This window comes from Sulfitobacter sp. SK012, from assembly GCF_003352085.1.
GTDB lineage: Bacteria > Pseudomonadota > Alphaproteobacteria > Rhodobacterales > Rhodobacteraceae > Sulfitobacter.
This window is the reverse complement of record NZ_CP025804.1, coordinates 4,307,173-4,325,935: the sequence shown is the minus strand read 5'-3', so window position 1 is coordinate 4,325,935 and position 18,763 is coordinate 4,307,173. Positions and strand designations below refer to the sequence as shown.

Annotated in this window: 17 protein-coding genes; 13 read left to right on the top strand and 4 right to left on the bottom strand. The window is 58.2% G+C overall.

Translation table 11 applies throughout. The features are described from left to right. The first annotated feature begins 89 nt into the window (after positions 1-89). The gene (locus C1J03_RS21085; protein ID WP_114888365.1) at positions 90-443 is read left to right on the top strand and encodes a dihydrodipicolinate reductase; all 354 of its coding nucleotides are present in this window, start codon (positions 90-92) and stop codon (positions 441-443) included. Between the two features lie 18 nt (positions 444-461). Here C1J03_RS21085 and C1J03_RS21080 read toward each other — a convergent pair whose 3' ends face one another. Continuing rightward, positions 462-644, bottom strand: a complete 183-nt coding sequence (locus tag C1J03_RS21080; protein WP_114889127.1) for a DUF1674 domain-containing protein — start codon at positions 642-644, stop codon at positions 462-464. A 139-nt stretch (positions 645-783) separates the two neighbouring features. Here C1J03_RS21080 and C1J03_RS21075 point away from each other — a divergent pair, with 139 nt between their 5' ends. Beyond that, positions 784-2,052 (top strand): RsmB/NOP family class I SAM-dependent RNA methyltransferase, encoded by a 1,269-nt coding sequence (locus tag C1J03_RS21075; RefSeq protein WP_114888364.1) that lies wholly within the window; start codon positions 784-786, stop codon positions 2,050-2,052. On the opposite strand, the gene C1J03_RS21070 is transcribed toward C1J03_RS21075, so the two are convergent. Further along, positions 2,049-2,804, bottom strand: coding sequence for a phosphate/phosphite/phosphonate ABC transporter substrate-binding protein (locus tag C1J03_RS21070; RefSeq protein WP_114888363.1), 756 nt, complete (start codon positions 2,802-2,804; stop codon positions 2,049-2,051). The two genes, C1J03_RS21075 and C1J03_RS21070, sit on opposite strands and share 4 nt — an antisense overlap. A gap of 186 nt (positions 2,805-2,990) precedes the next feature. On the opposite strand from C1J03_RS21070, the gene C1J03_RS21065 reads away from it, so the two are divergent. The 6 genes from C1J03_RS21065 (at position 2,991) to C1J03_RS21040 (ending at position 10,192) form a co-directional block, all read left to right on the top strand. Next, positions 2,991-4,739, top strand: coding sequence for a heparinase II/III family protein (locus C1J03_RS21065; RefSeq protein WP_114888362.1), 1,749 nt, complete (start codon positions 2,991-2,993; stop codon positions 4,737-4,739). Between the two features lie 18 nt (positions 4,740-4,757). Then, entirely contained in the window at positions 4,758-6,344 is a 1,587-nt protein-coding gene (purH, locus tag C1J03_RS21060) for a bifunctional phosphoribosylaminoimidazolecarboxamide formyltransferase/IMP cyclohydrolase (protein ID WP_114888361.1), read from the top strand. Positions 6,345-6,358: 14 nt separating this feature from the next. Further along, on the top strand, positions 6,359-6,859 hold the full coding sequence (gene lspA / locus C1J03_RS21055) for a signal peptidase II (RefSeq protein WP_114888360.1): 501 nt from the start codon (positions 6,359-6,361) through the stop codon (positions 6,857-6,859). Positions 6,860-6,910: 51 nt separating this feature from the next. Then, positions 6,911-7,414, top strand: coding sequence for a DUF3035 domain-containing protein (locus C1J03_RS21050; RefSeq protein ID WP_114888359.1), 504 nt, complete (start codon positions 6,911-6,913; stop codon positions 7,412-7,414). Between the two features lie 112 nt (positions 7,415-7,526). Continuing rightward, on the top strand, positions 7,527-8,882 hold the full coding sequence (locus C1J03_RS21045) for a M16 family metallopeptidase (RefSeq protein ID WP_114888358.1): 1,356 nt from the start codon (positions 7,527-7,529) through the stop codon (positions 8,880-8,882). Next, entirely contained in the window at positions 8,879-10,192 is a 1,314-nt protein-coding gene (locus tag C1J03_RS21040; RefSeq protein ID WP_114888357.1) for a M16 family metallopeptidase, read from the top strand. Before C1J03_RS21045 ends, C1J03_RS21040 begins: the two co-directional genes overlap by 4 nt. Before the next feature lie 12 nt (positions 10,193-10,204). Here the strand turns inward: C1J03_RS21040 and C1J03_RS21035 are convergent, their stop codons facing one another. Together C1J03_RS21035 and deoC are read right to left on the bottom strand one after the other, a co-directional pair. Next, complete coding sequence (locus C1J03_RS21035; RefSeq protein WP_114888356.1) at positions 10,205-12,547, bottom strand: aldehyde dehydrogenase family protein; 2,343 nt, start codon at positions 12,545-12,547, stop codon at positions 10,205-10,207. 36 nt (positions 12,548-12,583) lie between these two features. Further along, a complete protein-coding gene (gene deoC, locus C1J03_RS21030; protein ID WP_254694117.1) occupies positions 12,584-13,594 on the bottom strand; it encodes a deoxyribose-phosphate aldolase in 1,011 nt (336 codons plus the stop codon). A 176-nt stretch (positions 13,595-13,770) separates the two neighbouring features. Between deoC and C1J03_RS21025 the strand changes: the two genes are divergently transcribed. The 5 genes from C1J03_RS21025 (at position 13,771) to C1J03_RS21005 (ending at position 18,762) form a co-directional block, all read left to right on the top strand. After that, the gene (locus tag C1J03_RS21025) at positions 13,771-15,264 is read left to right on the top strand and encodes a DUF4153 domain-containing protein (RefSeq protein ID WP_114888355.1); all 1,494 of its coding nucleotides are present in this window, start codon (positions 13,771-13,773) and stop codon (positions 15,262-15,264) included. Beyond that, complete coding sequence (locus C1J03_RS21020; RefSeq protein WP_114888354.1) at positions 15,261-15,953, top strand: response regulator transcription factor; 693 nt, start codon at positions 15,261-15,263, stop codon at positions 15,951-15,953. The genes C1J03_RS21025 and C1J03_RS21020 overlap by 4 nt, the downstream gene beginning before the upstream one ends. Further along, positions 15,941-16,888 carry an ATP-binding protein gene (locus tag C1J03_RS21015; RefSeq protein ID WP_114888353.1) on the top strand — a complete coding sequence of 316 codons (948 nt, stop codon included), beginning with the start codon at positions 15,941-15,943 and terminating at the stop codon, positions 16,886-16,888. The genes C1J03_RS21020 and C1J03_RS21015 overlap by 13 nt, the downstream gene beginning before the upstream one ends. A gap of 75 nt (positions 16,889-16,963) precedes the next feature. Beyond that, positions 16,964-17,953, top strand: a complete 990-nt coding sequence (locus C1J03_RS21010; protein ID WP_114888352.1) for a metal ABC transporter solute-binding protein, Zn/Mn family — start codon at positions 16,964-16,966, stop codon at positions 17,951-17,953. 2 nt (positions 17,954-17,955) lie between these two features. After that, entirely contained in the window at positions 17,956-18,762 is an 807-nt protein-coding gene (locus C1J03_RS21005) for a metal ABC transporter ATP-binding protein (RefSeq protein WP_114888351.1), read from the top strand. The last annotated feature ends 1 nt before the right edge of the window (position 18,763 follow it).

Genomic DNA, 18,763 nt, shown 5'->3' with positions numbered 1-18,763 from the left:
GGGGCTGCGTTAACTAATTTCAGGCGAAATGAAACCAAACGGCGGTTCGGTGCGTATCCCTTTAAGTACGCCACTTGGGGATCGCACCGATGAAGTTCATTTTCGCCTTGATAACCGCCATAGTGGTGTCCGCAGCTCCAGCGTTGGCCGATTTTGCAACGGTAAAAAGCGAGGCCGCATTCGTCCAACTGGTGCGCGACAAAACGCTGACCCGGCCGTTGGTCAAGATCAACCTCTCCCCAAGCGGTAAAATCAGCGGCAAGGGTGCGATTTGGGACGTTGCGGGCAAATGGACATGGGAAGATGGATTTTTTTGCCGAAGCCTTGAATGGGGCGGTGATGATTTGGGCTACAACTGCCAAGAGGTGGCGGCATCGGGCACATCCATCCGTTTCACATCAGACCAAGGCACCGGCGACAGCGCTGATTTCCGCCTGCGCTAAGGCGTTTGGGCGGGCCGTTCAAAAATCGACGGCAATTCCCTTTTTCTCCCAATCGCCATAGCGGACGGGCTCGGGTCCTTCGCGACCCCCCAGTTCGGGCGGTAAATCAAGCTTTTTTGCTGCGGCACGACGCGCTTCGGCTTCGGCCAATGCGCGCTGCGCGGGAGGGGGCAGATCGGATTTAGGCTCAGGTACCGGCATAACCGCAGCGTCGGTAATCGGTTTCGGCTCTGGTTTAGGATTTCCTGCCACGCGATGCCCCTTTGCTCTATGCTAGCTCTTGATATACGCCGCGCCTTGGCCCAGACAACCCGACGACCCCATTCAGAAAGACCTCATCATGTCAGACACCGGCGTTCAAGCCCGCAAAAGTGCCGTGTACCTCCTTGATGAGGTGCTGGGAGAGGGCAAGTTGATGTCCGAACTGTTGGGGGCTGGCGTTCTCGATAAGCTGCCGCCCGATGACCGCGCCCGTGCGCAGCGACTGGCGTTGGATACGTTGCGCAATCTGGAACGCGCGGATCGGTTGCTGCAGAAACACCTGAGCAAATACCCGGCGCTGACCGTGCGCAATGTATTGCGCGTCGGTACGGTTGAACTGTGTCAGGGCGGTGCTGCCCACGGTGTGGTCAACGCTATGGTTACGATGGTTGGTGCGCATCATCGCCACGCCAACCTTAAAGGGCTGGTCAATGCGGTCCTGCGCAAGATTGCCGCCGAAGGCCCAGAGGCATGGGCGGCCTTGCGTGCACCACGCTTGCCAAAATGGCTGCGCGTTCCTTTGGTTGAGGCTTGGGGTGCCGAAGCCATGGCCGCGATGGAAGCCGCGCATCTTGCTGGTGCGCCACTTGATCTGACAGCCCGGGGCGATGCTTCAGAATTGGCCGAAGCTGTTGTTGGTACGATGTTGCCCAATGGCTCGGTGCGGATCACAGACGCAGGGCAAGTTTCTGCAATGCCGGGTTTCGAGGCTGGTGACTGGTGGGTCCAAGACGCCGCAGCGGCTTTTCCCGTCCAAGTGTTGAACCCACAAAAGGGCGAAGCAATTCTGGACCTATGTGCGGCACCGGGGGGCAAAACGATGCAGTTGACCTCGCGCGGCGCGCAGGTTGTCGCTGTTGATAATTCGCCCTCGCGCATGGCGCGCGTTCGCGAAAACCTTGCTCGTGTGCACCTTCCAGCCAAGACCAAAGTGATGGATGCGCGCGCCGTTGAAGGCGAATTTGACGCGATCCTGCTTGATGCGCCGTGCTCTGGCACGGGAACGATTCGCCGTCACCCTGATTTGCCCCACGCTAAGGATGGTTCAGAATTCGGGGCGTTGATGGACTTGCAAGAACAGTTGATCGACCATGCGTGGAGCCTGCTAAAGCCCGGCGGACGCATGGTGTTTTGTACCTGCAGCCTGTTGCCCGACGAAGGCGAAGTCCAAATTGACGATGCATTGGAGCGTCATGCCGACATGCATGTTGACCGCGATGCTCTTGCATTGCCGGGCATTGATCCAAGCTGGATCACCTCAGAAGGCGGCCTTCGTCTACGTCCTGATTATTGGGCGGAGCATGGCGGCATGGACGGATTCTACATCGCTAGCTTGCGCAAAGCTTAATCCGCCGCACTGGCAGGCGGGTTCGGCACGGCGAGGTACGTCTCTTTGGGGATGCGCACAATCCCCTTTAGGCCAAGGCAATCCGCGTCCTCGGGGATCAACGCGGCAATGGCCTCAGCGACTGCATCAAATGTCGTATCTGCGTCCGCATTTGGCCCGGCGATGTAAGGCAGACCGGGCGTAGGTTGCGTGTATTCAAGCACCCGCAGTTTTTCGGCCCAAGGCTCATACCGCTTGATCAAAGCCCATGTTTGCGCATCAACCGCAGCGATATCTGCGGACCCATTTGCGACAGCATGGGCGGAATTGACGTGACCACCGCTTTCGAACCGCTTGGTGAACCAAAACCCGTGCTGCTGCAGATGAGCGTAAGGTGCCGCCCAACCGGATTGCGAGATTGCCATATTATAGGCGAACCGAGCTTCGCGGTATTCAGCAATATCGCCGCGCAGATCATCTTCCCGCACGATAATCGCGCTGTTGTAATAGCCCGGCGCGCAGCCGTCTAATCCAAAATCGGGCGTCCCAATCAGGGTGACGGTTTCCTGCAATTGCGTGCGAAAGGGCATTCCACAGGTTTGGCTGAGCACCAGTGCAGGGTCGCGCCAAACGCTGAATTCCTCGGCCTCTTGTGCTAAGGTTTCGGGGCTTGCGATCCCGCGGTCCGCGAAGGACGTGCGCAGCAATGCCCAATAACGCGCGTGAGCCTCAGACAGTTCGGGGCGGGCATACATCATTAGGTTCGCGATCATTGTGCAGCCTCCGGCGCAGGTTTGACCCAAAGGTGGGCCTCTCGCCCCCTTGCTGCAAGCCCAATTTAGGCCGGGTCCTGCCGAGATTGCAGCGATTCTGGCTCCATCAGCGAAAGTCGGTGACTTGCTGCGTCTTGGGCGTTATGTTGCTGACAAACGCCAGTAGAGCGTGGATAGGCATAGCAGATGTTCAACCAGACCCGGATCGGTGCGCGCAAGGCGCGTTTTTTGAACCTGTGGCACGCACGGGCCGCAACCCGTTCGCGTGGCAAAGCGCGTGGATTCGTGTCTTCTCCTGAACCGCGCACGATCGGTTCCTTTGCGCGGGGCCGTCAGCTGATCGCTGGCAATTTTCTGTTTGCAGGCAATCTGGTGGCCGACCGGGAGAAATCTCCGTGGGACATTACACCCCCCGATGCTGGTTTCGCCGAAGCATTGCACGGGTTTGCCTGGCTTGATGACCTGGCCGCGGTCGGCGACATCGCTGCGCGTCAAACTGCGCAACGCTGGCTTTGGGGTTGGATTGAGCTTTACGGGAAAGGGCGCGGCCCCGGCTGGACGCCAGACCTGACGGGGCGCCGTCTGATACGGTGGATCAACCATGCCCTGTTTATGTTGCGCGGCAATGACACGCCCAACAGCGACGAATTCTACCGGTCTTTGGTGCAGCAAACGCGTTTTCTATCCAGACGTTGGCACGGTGCTCGGCCCGGGTTGCCGCGTTTTGAAGCGCTAACAGGATTGATTTACGCAGGCCTTTCGATCGAGGGGCTCGAGACACTTGCTGATCCAGCGATCAAAGCGCTCGCGCGGGAATGCGCCAGCCAAATCGATGCCCAAGGAGGGTTGCCGACGCGCAATCCCGAAGAGCTTTTGCAGGTGTTCACACTGCTAACATGGGCCGCCGCCGCACTTAGCGATGCGGGCCGTCGCACGCCACAGGCCCATCTGGCTGCCATTGAGCGCATCGCCCCGACATTGCGAACGTTACGCCATGCTGATGGTGCTTTGGCGCGGTTTCATGGTGGCGGGCGCGGTGCCGAAGGCTGGCTTGATCACGCATTAGCCTCTGCTCGGGTTCGTGCGGGCCACCCTGATGGGCTTGCCATGGGCTACGCGCGGCTTTCGGCGGGGCGAACAAGCGTTATCGTAGATGCCAGCCCGCCGCCCAGCGGTGCCGCCTCGGCGAATGCCCACGCCTCGACCCTTGCGTTTGAGTTAACGTCTGGGCGTCGGCCGTTGATTGTAAACTGCGGATCAGGTGCGTCTTTTGGTCTGGACTGGCGGCGTGCCGGCCGGGCCACCCCGTCACATTCTGCCCTGTCGCTGGGCGGGTATTCCAGCGCGCGTTTGGATGTGCCTGACCGCAATTCTGGCGTTGAATCGTTGATTGACGGCCCCGCTCATGTTCCCGTGGAAATCACGCCGGTCTCGGATGGGATGCGGTTTCAGGGCGGACACGACGGCTATGTCTTGACACATGGCCTGACCCATGCGCGGACGCTGGAGCTGACGTTGGATGGCCGCGCGATGGCTGGTGAAGATATGCTGTTGGCCATGGAAGACGCCGACAAGCGCCGCTTTGATCGGGCGTTAGATGGCACCAAATTGACCGGCATCGTCTTTGAAATTCGCTTTCATTTGCATCCTGAAGTCGACGCGACAGTGGATTTGGGTGGTGCCGCCGTCAGCATGGCGCTCAAGAGCGGAGAAATCTGGGTCTTTCGCCATGATGGGGTGCTGGATCTGACGTTAGAACCGGGCGTGTATCTTGAGACCACGCGTCTCAAGCCCCGCGCGGCGCAGCAGATTGTGTTGTCGGGCCGCGCAATAACCGAAGTGACCCGAGTCCGCTGGTCCTTGTCCAAAGCGCAGGAAACTGCGATTGGCGTGCGTGATCTGTCGCGAGAAGATCCATACCGCGACGAAGACTGACATAAAGGACCCCAATCTATGCCCGATCTGCACCCCGTCAAACGCGCCCTTCTTTCCGTATCCGACAAAACGGGGCTAGTTGATCTGGGCCGCGCTCTTGCCGATCGAGGGATCGAATTGTTGAGCACAGGAGGCACTGCAAAGGCCCTACGCGATGCCGGTCTTGAAGTGCGCGATGTGGCGGATGCAACGGGATATCCCGAGATGATGGACGGCAGGGTCAAGACGTTGCACCCGGTGGTGCACGGCGGTCTGCTGGCGTTGCGCGATAATGATACTCACCGCGCGGCGATGGACGAACATGGCATCGGCGAAATTGATCTAGTCGTGGTGAACCTTTATCCGTTTGAGGCCACCGTGGCCAAGGGCGCTGCTTATGACGATGTGATCGAAAACATTGATATCGGCGGTCCGGCTATGATTCGCTCGGCTGCAAAAAACCATGGGTTTGTGAATGTGATCGTCGATGTGGAGGATTACGCTCCCTTCCTCGAAGAGCTTGCGACACATGGAGGCCAGACGACCTATGCCTTGCGCCAACGGTTGGCCCAGACCGCCTATGCGCGCACGGCAGCTTACGACACAGCCGTGAGCACGTGGATGGCAGATGCAGTTGGCGGCACGCCGCGCCGCCGGAGCTTTGGCGGAACACTTGCTCAAACCTTGCGCTATGGCGAAAACCCGCATCAGCAGGCGGCTTTTTACACCGATGGCACAAGTGCTGCCGGCGTGGCGACGGCGGCCCAACATCAGGGCAAGGACCTGTCCTATAACAATATCAACGACACGGATGCCGCGTTTGAGCTGGTGAGTGAGTTTGATCCCCAAAACGGCCCAGCATGCGCAATCATCAAACATGCCAACCCTTGCGGCGTAGGGACGGGCAGCACCATGATTGAGGCCTATATCCGCGCATTTGACTGTGACCGCACGAGTGCATTTGGCGGGATTATCGCGCTGAACCAGACGCTGGATGGTGCCACAGCAGAGGCGATTAGTGGCATCTTTACCGAAGTTGTCATCGCTCCGGGTGCTGATGCTGATGCGCTGGCGATCTTTGCCAAAAAGAAAAACCTGCGCCTGCTGACCACGGACGGTCTGTCGAACCCTGCTGTGGCCAAACTGGCTGTGCGGCAGGTGTCCGGCGGCTATCTTGTGCAGGACAAAGACGTAGGCCGGATCAGCCGAGATGATCTGAAAGTTGTGACCAAACGCGCGCCATCAGATCAAGAGTTGAGCGATCTGCTCTTTGCTTGGACGGTCGCGAAACATGTGAAATCCAATGCGATAATCTATGTCAAAGACGGCGCAACCGTGGGCGTTGGAGCAGGCCAGATGAGCCGCGTTGACAGCACACGCATTGCCGCCCGCAAAGCACAGGACATGGCCGAAGCGATGGGCCTGCCCACGCCCCTGACCCAAGGGTCGGTTGTGGCGTCAGATGCATTTTTCCCGTTTGCCGACGGGTTGATCACTGCAGCTGAAGCGGGTGCAACAGCGCTTATTCAGCCCGGTGGATCAATGCGCGATGACGAGGTGATCGCGGCTGCTGACGCGGCAGGTTTGGCGATGGTCTTTACCGGCATGCGCCACTTTAGGCACTAAAAGGGGCAAGGGTTATGAAGGTCATCTTCTGGGCGGGGCTCACAGCCTTTCTGGCCGATCAGGTCAGCAAATATGTGGTGATCCATATGATGGAACTCGCCCGTATCCGCAGCATTGATGTCTTGCCGCCGGTGCTCAATTTCCGCTACGGCGAAAACCGGGGCATCAACTTTGGCCTCTTTGGCGACGGCTCAGACGCCAGCCGTTGGATTTTGATTGTCCTGGCGCTGGTGATCTGCGGCGCGGTCCTGATTTGGGCCATGCGCACACCGTTGGGTCGGATTGGCCTGATCAGTACCGGTTTGCTGGTGGGCGGAGCACTTGCGAATGTGGTGGACCGTTTGATCTATGGCTACGTACTCGATTTCTTGAACAACTCATGCTGCGGGTTCACCAACCCGTTTGTGTATAACCTTGCGGATGTGTTCATTTTTGCAGGGGCGATTGGATTGATCGTCTTTGCAGAACCGACCAAACCAAAAGGAAAAAAGAAGCCCGTCAAAAAAGTCGGGTGACATTGCCTGTTGGCCTGCGATATTGAGGGGCAGTACCCGAGGAGACGACCCATGCGTCTGATGTTTGCCATATTGCTGATCCCTGCCTTTTTGGCGGGGTGTGCCAACGTCGGCCTGCGGGATCTTCGTAGCGATTCAGAAGGCCCGGACGAATTCAGTGTGCAGCCTGTTGGAGCGCTTCAGCAGCCATCAGATTATAGGGCCCTGCCGGCACCGACGCCCGGCCAAGCCAACCTCACGGACCGCAACCCCAAACAAGAAGGGCTTACGGCCTTTGGCGGCAGCATTGGTAATCCAACAGGACCGATCCCTGCAAGCAATGGCGCACTTGTCCAGCACGCAAGTCGCTTGGGAGTGACCCCCAGCATACGTCAGGATCTGGCGGTAGCCGACGCTGAATTCCGCCGCAGCAAATCGCGATTCACACAGTACCGCATTGTCCCGGTCGATCGCTATGATCAAGCTTACCGCTCTCAGGCCATCGATGCGCAGCGCGAAGCTGCGCGCTGGCGCCAAGCAGGTGCCCGCACGCCGTCTGCCCCTCCACCTAGCTAATCCAAAGAGCATTACATCTTTGTGATCTTCTACTGCCTGCCTTGATCCTTGGCGGATTGGGCGTAGGTACTGTGGTACAGATAAAATTGCCTCCCCATTCAAAGGATCCCCGATGCTGAGACTCCTGCAAAGCGCGGCGCTTGCCGCAGCACTGGCACCAGCCGCCGCACAAAGTGAGACACGGGGTGGCGTGACCGATTTCGTGCTTGATAACGGCATGCAGATCGTTGTCGTCGAAGACCACCGTGCGCCGGTCGTCCAGCATATGCTGTGGTACCGCGCGGGATCAGCGGATGAACCCAAAGGGTCATCAGGGGTTGCGCATTTCCTGGAACACCTGCTGTTCAAAGCAACCGACAAGCTTGAAGCCGGAGAGCTATCGGCCACAGTTGCGGCCAATGGCGGGCGCGACAATGCGTTTACCAGCCACGACTACACCGCATATTTCCAACGTATCGCAGCTGACCGCCTTGAGCTGATGATGTCCATGGAAGCTGACCGGATGAAAAACATCCGTCTGACGCCTGAAAACATCGAAACAGAACGAGACGTGATCATCGAAGAACGCAACCAGCGTACCGAGAATGATCCCGGTGCTCTTTTTGGTGAACAGATGTCTGCGGCGCAGTATCTCAATCACCGGTACGGTACGCCGATCATCGGTTGGATGCACGAGATGCGCGAACTTGATCTGGAAGATGCGCTGTCTTTCTACGAGCTTTACTACTCACCCAATAACGCCATTTTGGTCGTCTCAGGCGATGTGAAACCAGATGAAGTGCGCGCTTTGGCCGAAAAATACTATGGTGTCATCCCAGCAAACCCTGATTTGCCGGACCGTTTGCGCACAGAAGAGCCGCCGCAAAATGCAGAACGGCGTGTGATCTTTCGGGATGCGCGCGTGGCGCAACCTTACGTCAGCCGGAGCTATCTGATGCCGGAACGTGACAGCGGCGCGCAAGAAACCTCTGCGGCGCTGACTATTCTTGCGCAGATTCTGGGCGGCGGCACGACCAGCTATTTCGCCGAAAAGCTCCAGTTCGACGAACCGGTCGCGACCTATTCCACAGCTTACTATTCAAGCGTCTCTTTGGATGACACGACGTTTCGTATGATAGTGGTGCCCAGCGACGGCGTAAGCCTGCAAGAGGCCGAAGATGCGATGGATGCAGCACTGGCTCAGTTTGCCCTCGACGGTGTGAACCCCGAACAGCTGGAGCGGATTAAGCTGCAGATCCGAGCAAGCGAGATTTACGCCCAAGACAACGTTGACGGGATCGCCAATCGCTATGGCCGCGCGCTGACGTCCGGCCTCACCATCAAAGATGTGCAGGACTGGCCCGGATTGCTTGATGCCGTCACCGAAGACGAAATCATGGAGGCGGCAAAGCTGTTGCGCCGTGAGGCTTCCGTCACGGGCTGGCTCATGAAGCCAGAAGCACCCGTCCAGTCAGGAGAAACCCAATGAGATTTTTCGCAGCCATTTTGCTAAGCCTGACCCTCACCGCCCCCGCACATGCTGAGGTCGATATTCAGGCTGTGACGTCTCCGGGCAGGACCACCGCTTGGTTGGTAGAGGAGCACTCGCTGCCTTTTGTCGCCCTAGAGCTGTCATTTCGTGGCGGTACATCATTGGATGCGCCCGGCAAACGCGGTGCCACCAATCTGATGATGGGCCTCATTGAAGAAGGGGCTGCGGACTTAGACGCACGTGAATTTGCCCGCGCAACGGAGGCCATGGCGACCAGCTTTGGCTTTTCTGCGGGCAGCGAGGACGTGACGATCTCGGCGCGTTTCCTGACCGAGAACTTCGATGCTTCGGTGGAACTGTTGCGCAAGGCCCTGCAAGAGCCGCGCTTTGATCCGGCAGATGTTGAACGTGTTCGCGCGCAGGTGATCTCAGGTATTACCTTTGAACTCAAAGATCCTGGCGACATCGCCAGCGCCGCATTCGCTGCGGCGACCTACGGCGATCATCCTTATGGCACGCCCGAGCAAGGCACGCTTGAGAGTGTTGCGGCCCTGACACGCGACGACATCGTTGCAGCCCACCGCGCGGTGCTGGCCCGTGACCGCGTGTTGTTTAGTGCCGTGGGTGACATCACCCCCGAGCAGTTGGGCGTTTTGATCGATACGTTGCTGGGTGCATTGCCCGAGACGGGGGCCCCGATGCCGCCGAAGATTGAGCCTCAAATTCCGCCGGGCGTTACGGTTATCGACTTTGATACGCCGCAGTCCGTCGCGCTCTTTGGTCAGTCCGGTATTGGCATTGATGATCCGGATTACTTTGCCGCTGTTTTGCTTAACCAGATTTTGGGGGGTGGGTCATTCGAGAGCCGTTTGATGACCGAAGTGCGTGAAAAGCGTGGCCTGACCTACGGCGTCTATTCCTACCTCTGGCCACGTGATTTGGCGGCAACTTATATGGGCTCTGTGAGCTCAGCCAATGACCGCATCGGCCAAGCCATCGAGGTGATCCGCGACGAATGGGAAAAGGCTGCAACCCAAGGCGTGACCGAAAACGAACTGCGCGATGCAAAGACTTATCTTACGGGGGCCTATCCCCTGCGGTTTGATGGCAACAGCACCATTGCCAGCATCCTTGTGGGCATGCAGATGATCGGGCTGACGCCTGAGTATGTGAAAACGCGCAATGAATTGGTTGAGGCCGTGACCCTAGAAGACGTCAAACGCGTCGCTGGTGAACTTCTTGATCCCGAAGCGTTGCATTTTGTGGTTGTTGGCCGCCCCGTTGGGCTTGAGACGACCACCGAGTAACAGTGCGGTGCCCTATTCGCCGTAGGGCACCCAGACATTCTTGATCTCTGTTGCGGCCTGCAGAAATGCGTGGCCGTGACCTTCGCTGCTCATCCAATCACGGGCCATGCCGTTGTTAACCCATGTTCGTTTGAGGTTGCTGGCAGAACCATGCTCGATCACGGCGGAATGCGCCGCCGCACCAAAGCTCCAGATCGCATCAATATCCATATGCCGCGCCATAGTGTCAGCGACAGCTTTGTGTGGGCCGGTCAGGATGTTGACCACCCCAGCAGGCACGTCCGACGTCTCAAGCACTTGAATGAAGTCTGTGGATGCCAGCGGGAATGCTTCGCTCGCTGCCAAGATCACACGGTTACCCATGGCAATCGCCGGAGCCATGCAAGAAATCAGACCAAGCAGGGGTGCTTCTGTCGGGCACAACGCGCCGATCACACCCACGGGTTCCTTCATCGCCAAAGCCACACCGCGGATCGGAACGCCGTGCACTTGGCCGTCGTATTTATCTGCCCAGGCTGCATAGGTGAATAGACGGTCGATGCTGGCATCAACCTCTTTGCCGCCAACCTTGCCGCCGGTCATCGCATCAATCTGCTTGCCGAATTCGTCGCGGCGCGCTGACAGGTTTTCAGCGATGTAATACAGGATCTGTGCCCGAAGATGTCCGGTGGTTTTGCTCCACCCGTTGGCCGCTTGTGCTGCCTCAACTGCGTTGCGCACATCTTTGCGGTTGGCTTGTGACACATGCCCCAAAAGCGCACCTGATTTGCCCCAAACGGGCGCGGAATATCCGCTGTCTGGTCGCGCTTGTTTGCCCCCGATATAAAGCTTGGCTGTCCGGTCGATACCGCCCTTTGGTGCGTCTTCTCCGGTAAATGGCTGCAGGTCTTTCAGTGGCTTGGCGTTGCCTGACGGTTTGGTGTAGCCAAACAACCCCTCCCAACCGCCTTCACGACCAAAGCCGCTTTCGCGTACGCCGCCAAAGCCAGCAGCGGCATCCATCATATTGGTTCCATTGATCCAAACGATCCCAGCAGCAAGTTTTGGCGCAATATCCAATGCAAGATTTACGTTTTCAGACCAAACAGTCGCGGCCAGCCCGTAACGGGTGTTATTGGCCAAGGCCACGGCCTCAGCAGGGGTGCGGAACGTTGTTGAAACCAGCACAGGTCCGAATATCTCTTCCTGCATCACCGTATCAGCCGGATTCAATCCAGTGATCAATGTTGGCGGATAATAGCTTCCCTCTGAGGGGATTTCACAAGCGGCCACATGGGTCTGCCCGGCGTCGTTTGCTGCGACCAAAGCCCGGATGTTCGCCAATTGAACCGGGTCCACAATTGCACCCACGTCGATAGATTTGTCTAAGGGGCTGCCCATCCGCAACTTGTCCATCCGCGCGCGCAGCTTGGCATAGAACACATCTGCAACAGGCTCATGCACCAGCAGTCGTGATCCCGCGCAACAGACTTGACCTTGATTGAACCAGATCGCGTCGACCAACCCCTCGACCGCTGAATCAAGATCCGCATCGTCGAAAACGATGTAGGGTGATTTCCCCCCCAGCTCGAGGGTCAGCGCCTTGCCGCTTCCTGCCGTGGCCTCGCGAATGCGCCGGCCCACAGCGGTGGACCCAGTAAACGCCACTTTGTCGACATCCGCTGCCACAACCATTTCGCCCACAGCGCCATCACCAGTCACAATGTTGACGACGCCCTTAGGCAGGCCCGCCTGTTGGCAAATATCTGCGAATAACAGCGCGGTTAGGGACGTATACTCAGCTGGTTTCAACACCACCGTGTTGCCCATGGCCAATGCTGGAGCCACCTTCCACGCCAGCATGAGTAGCGGGAAGTTCCACGGGATCACTTGCCCGCAAACACCCAGCGCGGACCGATCTGGCAGCTCGCTTTCCATCAGTTGGGCCATGCCGGCGTGGTAGTAAAAATGCCGTTGCGCCAGCGGCACATCGATGTCGCGCGCCTCCCGGATCGGCTTACCGTTATCAAGCACTTCGAGCACAGCAAACAGTCGGGCGTGTTTCTGCAAAAGCCGCGCTAATGCATAAAGGTACCGTGCCCGTGCAGCCCCTCCGGCCTTTTCCCACTTGGGTTGCGCGCGCCGCGCCGCTTTGACGGCGGCGTCCACATCTGACTGCCCCGCTTGGGAAATTGTCGCCAGCACGTCGCCTGTCGCTGGGTTGCGGCTCTCAAAGCCGTCGCCAACTTCGGTAAAAGCTCCATCGATGAAATGGCCAAACTGCCCGCCTTGATCGACGATCCAAGCCAGCGCTTCGGCCGCAGATTCTGGGGCCACACCATAGTCCATCGTTTCGAAAATCTCAGAGACGCTCATGGCTTCATCTTTCCAAATAAATTCAAATCGGCCTGCTTAGCTTGTCGCATGCCGGTAGCCTGCCGAGTAATTGCCTGTCACGTGATGCTCCAGCTGCCGCTCGATATCATTTAACAGCGACGACGCACCAAAGCGGAAAAGGTCAGGCCGCAGCCAGCGATCGCCCAGCTCTTCTTTGATCAACGCCAGATACGTAATCGAATCCTTAGCCTTTGATATCCCGCCCGCGGGCTTGTACCCGACACGGATGCCTGTGCGGTCATAGTAATCTCGGATCGCACGGATCATCACCAAACTGACGGGAAGGGTCGCGTTGACGCTTTCTTTGCCGGTCGATGTTTTGATGAAATCAGCCCCCGCCATCATGCACACCAACGAGGCGCGCGCGACGTTGCGCAGGCTGCCCAACTCTCCAGTGGCTAGGATCGCTTTGACATGGGCGTCGCCACACGCCACGTGGAATTGCTGCATTTCGTTATAAAGCGCGTGCCAATTGCCGGTCAGCACATGACGGCGAGAGATCACAATATCAATTTCTGCGGCACCTTCGGCTACGCTTTGCTCAATCTCAGCAATGCGGAGTGGCAAAGGGGATAAACCCGCCGGAAATCCTGTGGATACCGCTGCTACTGGGATGCCGCTGCCGGCCAGCGCCTTGACCGCGGCTGGGATCATCTCGTGATAGACGCAGACGGCTCCGGTGGTGACAGGGGCCATGCCGAGGCTCTTCAACAGCGCGGGTGCGACCGGCTGGCGCGCCTTGGCACAGAGCCGCGCAACGCGGCGATCGGTGTCATCGCCCGACAGGGTCGTCAGGTCGATGCAGGTGATCGCGCGCAAAAGCCATGCGGCTTGATGCGCCTTTTTGACGGACCGCCGCGCAGGCAGTGATGCCGCGCGCCGTTCAATCGCCGAGGTGTTCGCCTGCGCGCCCAGCACCCAATTGAGGTCCAGAGGCATTCCCGGGTTACGTGGCTCGGCCACCTGCGGCAGGTGGTTTTCCGTGGCTGTCGGGGCCCGAAGCATATCGGTTGAAGGAACGGTCATCAAATCAGCTTTCACACAAAGGATCAGGCAGCAAAGATCGCATGACAATGCCCGCAAATGCAAGCCGCAGCGCCGCGTAACCTCTGCGCAAAAGCTGCACAAATCTCGCGCGTGGTGTGCACGCCTGAATGTCAAAACGAATGCAACAGGGCAGTTAGGCTAAGAAAGGCCAACAGATGAAAACATTTCTGATCCAGGGCGTTCCGCCAAGTGTCAGCCAAGATGGCTGGTGGCTATCGAGTAGTGCACCGTCAAATAAACAGCCTACGTCAGACAAGGCAGGCAAACTGGGGGCGGAGCATTTGCGGCTCGGATTGCTGATTTTGTCGATCGCGTTGGGGGATGTGTTGGTTTGGCAGGTTCTTCCGGGCCTGTCTTTGGCCGTTTTTGGGGCAGCACTGATTATAATGGCGCTGATCGCCAGCGGTCGAAAAACATCGCCCACGCAACTCTCGCTTGTGGCGGGTCTGTCCTTGCTGGTGTTGATGCCGTTGGTGGAGTTGGTGCAGCCGCTGTCCTTGTTGGTGTCGTTTGCCGGTTTGTCGATGATCCTTGCCCTTATCGCTGGTCTGCACGCGTCTGAGCTGTTGCGAGGCGCGCGCCGCCTTTGGCCGTTGGGCGTACAGCAGACTGCAAAGGATGCAGTTGGTCTTTTTGAAGCGCAGTCCAATCAAGCGTTGCAGAACCGAGCGCAGCGGATGGCTTTTGCTTGGCTTATGCCGCTGGTCCTTGGTGCGATTTTCATTTTACTTTTGGCTGATGCGAATCCGGTGTTGCTCGATTGGATTGAACGACTGCCCGAAGTTAACATGCCCAATCCAGCACGCGTCGCCTTTTGGTTGTGTCTGGTGCCGCTAGGATGGACAGTCTTGTCCTTGATTGAAACGCGCGAACGTCTGCGCCGCCCAGCCGCGCGCAAGGCACAAGCATTCCGTCCTGTGCGCCAAGGTTTTATCAATCAGGCGTCGGTCACACGGGCGCTGTTGCTCTTTAACGTGGTCTTTGCCCTGCAGACGGTGATGGATATCGTCTATCTTTATGGCGGCGTTGGCCTACCAGAGGGCATTACGTATGCTCAATACGCCCATCGTGGGGCCTATCCTTTGTTGGTTACCGCGCTTTTGGCCGGGGGCTTTGCATTGGTGACGCGCAAATGGGTCGACGGAGACAAAGCGCTGCGTCTGCTCTTGATGATTTGGATCGCACAGAACGTCGCGCTTGTTGTCAGCTCGCTGGTGCGGCTCGACCTTTATGTCGACATCTACGGACTGACACATTTGCGCATGGCCGCGGCGATTTGGATGGCGCTTGTGGCGACCGGCCTAGCATTGGTCATTTGGCAGATTTGGCGCGGTCACGCGAACGCTTGGATGTTAAACCGCAGCGCGGTGTTGGGGGTCGGGGTGCTATATCTAAGTTGCTTCATCAGTTTTGACGCGGTCATCGCACGCCACAATCTGTCCATGCCTGTGCAGAGCGACACTTATTACCTGTGCAGGCTTGGCGACGCGGCAAAGCCCATAATTGCGCAAGCCGAGCAGCGTGGCCGCAGCATCTGCCCGGGCAAAAATCGTGAAATTGTGGCCCCGGCGGATTGGCGCGAATGGGGCTTTCGAAACTGGCGCGCGCGCCGTAGCCTTGACGCAGTCACTGCAGAGGTCGCGTTTTGAGTACCCATATCCTGATCGTCGATGACGACCCACAAATCCGCGCTGTCTTGCGCATTGCCTTGACCCGCGCGGGCCATGAAGTGTCCGAGGCCGGCGATGGGGCCGAGGGCCTCGCCAAAGCGCGGACCGGCCGGTTTGACCTGATCGTGCTTGATATCGGGATGCCAGAGATCGACGGGCTTGAGGTTTGTCGGTCCTTGCGGGCCAGCGACGATACACCCGTCTTGTTCCTGACCGCACGCCAAGATGAGATCGACCGCGTGCTGGGGTTCGAATTGGGAGGCGACGATTATGTCACCAAGCCATTCTCCCCCCGAGAGTTGCTTGCCCGGATCAAAGCAATCTTGAAACGCACCAAGGGGGTGGCCACAACGCCGACCGACACTGCGCAGTCCAAAGGGGTTCTTCGGATCGATTTGGCGCGCCACAGTTGCACGGTCGGCGGTGCCCCGGTCACCCTGACCGCGCGTGAAATGACGATCCTAAGTCAGCTTATGTCCCGGCCTGATCAGGTAATGCCGCGGCCAGCGCTGACCGATGCGGTATACGGCGCGCATATTCATGTATCTGACCGAACCCTCGACAGTCATCTGCGAAACCTGCGGTCAAAACTGTCCAAAGCGGGTTGCGCGGACGCCATTGAAACGGTGCACGGCGTTGGTATTCGGATGGGCCCGTGCGCAGGGTAGCGCCCAAATGGCGACCGCCGTTGGCGTTGGTCATTGGCGGAACGTTGGCAGCGGTGCTTTGCCTGCCGCTGATCGCGATTGGGTACCTTAAGGTTGCGGGCGATATCTTAGGTCGGGCCGAAACGGCGTGGCTTTTGGGGTGGATGGCGGTGATCGCGACGTCGATCCTTGGGTTTCTTTTGTGGCGACTGGTACTGCGCCCGGTCTATGCGCTTACGGTCCATGCGCGATCTGTGCGTGTTGGGCAAACTGGCGTGCGCCCCCCGGATCATTTTGGCACGCCCGAATTTTCTGATCTGGCTGATAGCGTCATCGACATGGGAGCCGCGCTGCAAAACCGTACTGCTAGCCTGCGCGCTTATGCCGATCATGTCACCCATGAGCTAAAATCGCCGCTGACCGCCATCACGGGTGCCGCCGAGCTGCTTGAGACCGATCTATCGCCCGAAGATCGCGCGGCTCTAGGCGCGACAATCACCCAAGCCGCCAGCCGGATGCAGCGCCTGTTGGACGATATGCGCCAGCACGCGGTTGCTTCTCAGACGGGCGAATTGGGTGAGACGGATTTGTTGGAAGGTGCTGAGCGCATCGACATTGAAGGGTTAGAGATGATCGTGCAGGTCGGGGGGATGATCCCACTTCCGCCGGCGGACCTAACGGTTGTGCTGACGCAGCTGGCGCAAAACGCTGCGGATCATGGAGCCCAAACCCTTACGTTGAACTGGGCCGGATCTGAACTTGTAGTATCAGACGACGGCAGCGGCGTGGCGCAGGGTAATCGGGCGCGCATATTCGATCCGTTTTTTACGACCCGTCGCGATGAGGGGGGAACCGGCATGGGCCTCAGCATTGTGCACAGTCTTTTGTTGGCGCGCGGCGCTCAGATTGTGCTGTCTCCGACGGAGATTGGGACAGAGTTTGTGATTGCCTTTTAAGGGATACCGCCAGCTTTATTGCGAATAAGTCGCAAGTGCATTGACTTAGTTGCGAGTCACTCTCATATTGGACCCATGAAAGTAAATAAGTCAGATCTGACCTCGACACGCCGTGCTGCCCTTTTGGGAGGGCTGGCTGCGACTGGTTTGGCGCTTTCGCCAATTTCCGCACAGGCTGAGACAACGCCAAACGTTGTGGCTACCACAGGCATGATTGCAGATGCGGCACGCCAGATCGGGGGTGATCTGATCAATGTGCGTGCACTGATGGGGCCGGGCGTTGACCCACATGGCTACCGTCAGACCCGCAGTGATATTGTCGCGATGACCCGTGCTGATCTTGTGCTTTGGCATGGCCTTTATCTTGAAGCGCAGATGGAGCGGTTCTTTGAAGACCTTGGGCGTAAACGCACCGTGATTGCGGTGGCCGAAGCTATTCCAAAAGACCAGCTGTTAAGCCATGCTGACTATGATGGGCGCTATGATCCCCACGTTTGGATGGACCCTAGCCAGTGGCGTGGTGTGGTCTCCGAAGTTGAACGCGCGCTGAACATTATGGCCCCCCAACACGCGAATATTTTTGCCGCTAACGCAAGCACGTATATTGCGCGCCTCGACGCGCTGTCGGCCTATGCAAGTCAAACACTCGCACAAGTCGCGCCGGATCAGCGTGTGCTGCTGACAGCCCATGACGCTTTCGGGTATTTTGGCCGTGCTTACGGGTTTGAGGTGATTGGCATCCAAGGGATCTCCACCCAAAGTGAGGCAGGCCTGAACCGGATCAGTAATCTGGTCGACACGCTAGTGGACCGCAAGATTAGGGCCGCCTTTGTCGAGACGTCGGTGTCAGATCGCAATATCCGCGCCTTGATCGAAGGGGCCCATGCGCAGGGTCACAACGTTGCTATCGGCGGGTCGCTTTATAGCGATGCCATGGGGCCAGACGGAACCTATGAGGGCACGTATCTGGGCATGATCGACCACAATGTTACGACCATTGCCAAAGCACTGGGCGCAGATATCGATCCGCGCGGCATGGCAGGCAAACTCAAGGGAGAAGGCTAAACATGACACTGGAGCTTGCAACAGATCACGGCGTCGCCCTCAGCGATGGTGCGCGCAACGCGAGCCCGTTGGCAATCCGTGGGATGACCGTATCTTATGGACAAAAGCCCGCTGTGTTTTCGGTTGATATGACGATTGAACCGGGCAAGATGACTGCGATCATCGGCCCGAACGGTGCTGGTAAATCAACATTGTTGAAAGCCGCGCTGGGCATTCTTAAACCGCTAGCCGGCAGTGTAACGGTTTATGGAAAACCAGTCGGCCAACAGCGTAACCGCATCGCTTATGTGCCCCAGCGCGCCAGTGTCGACTGGGATTTCCCAACACGGGTGATCGACGTGGTGTTGATGGGGCTCTACCCGCAACTTGGGCTGCTTGGCCGGGTGCGTGCCACCCACCGGGCCAAGGCCGAAGGCTGTCTTGAGCGTGTTGGCATGCAGGATTTTGCGACCCGCCAAATCGGCCAGCTTTCAGGTGGCCAGCAGCAACGTGTTTTCTTGGCGCGCGCTTTGGCGCAGGACGCCGATCTATATCTGCTGGATGAACCATTTGCGGGCGTCGATGCAGCAACCGAAAAGGCGATTATCAGCGTGCTGAAATCCTTGCGCGATGCAGGCAAAACCGTCGTCGCCGTGCACCACGATCTAAGCACCGTTGCTGAATATTTCGACAATGTGTTCTTGATCAACACGCGCCGGGTCGGCGAAGGTTCTGTTGAAGACGTCTTTACCCCCGAGACTTTACAAATCGCTTATGGTGGCCGTCTTGCTGGCGCTCAGGTTGATGCGCTTAGCGGCACGTCTGGCTAAG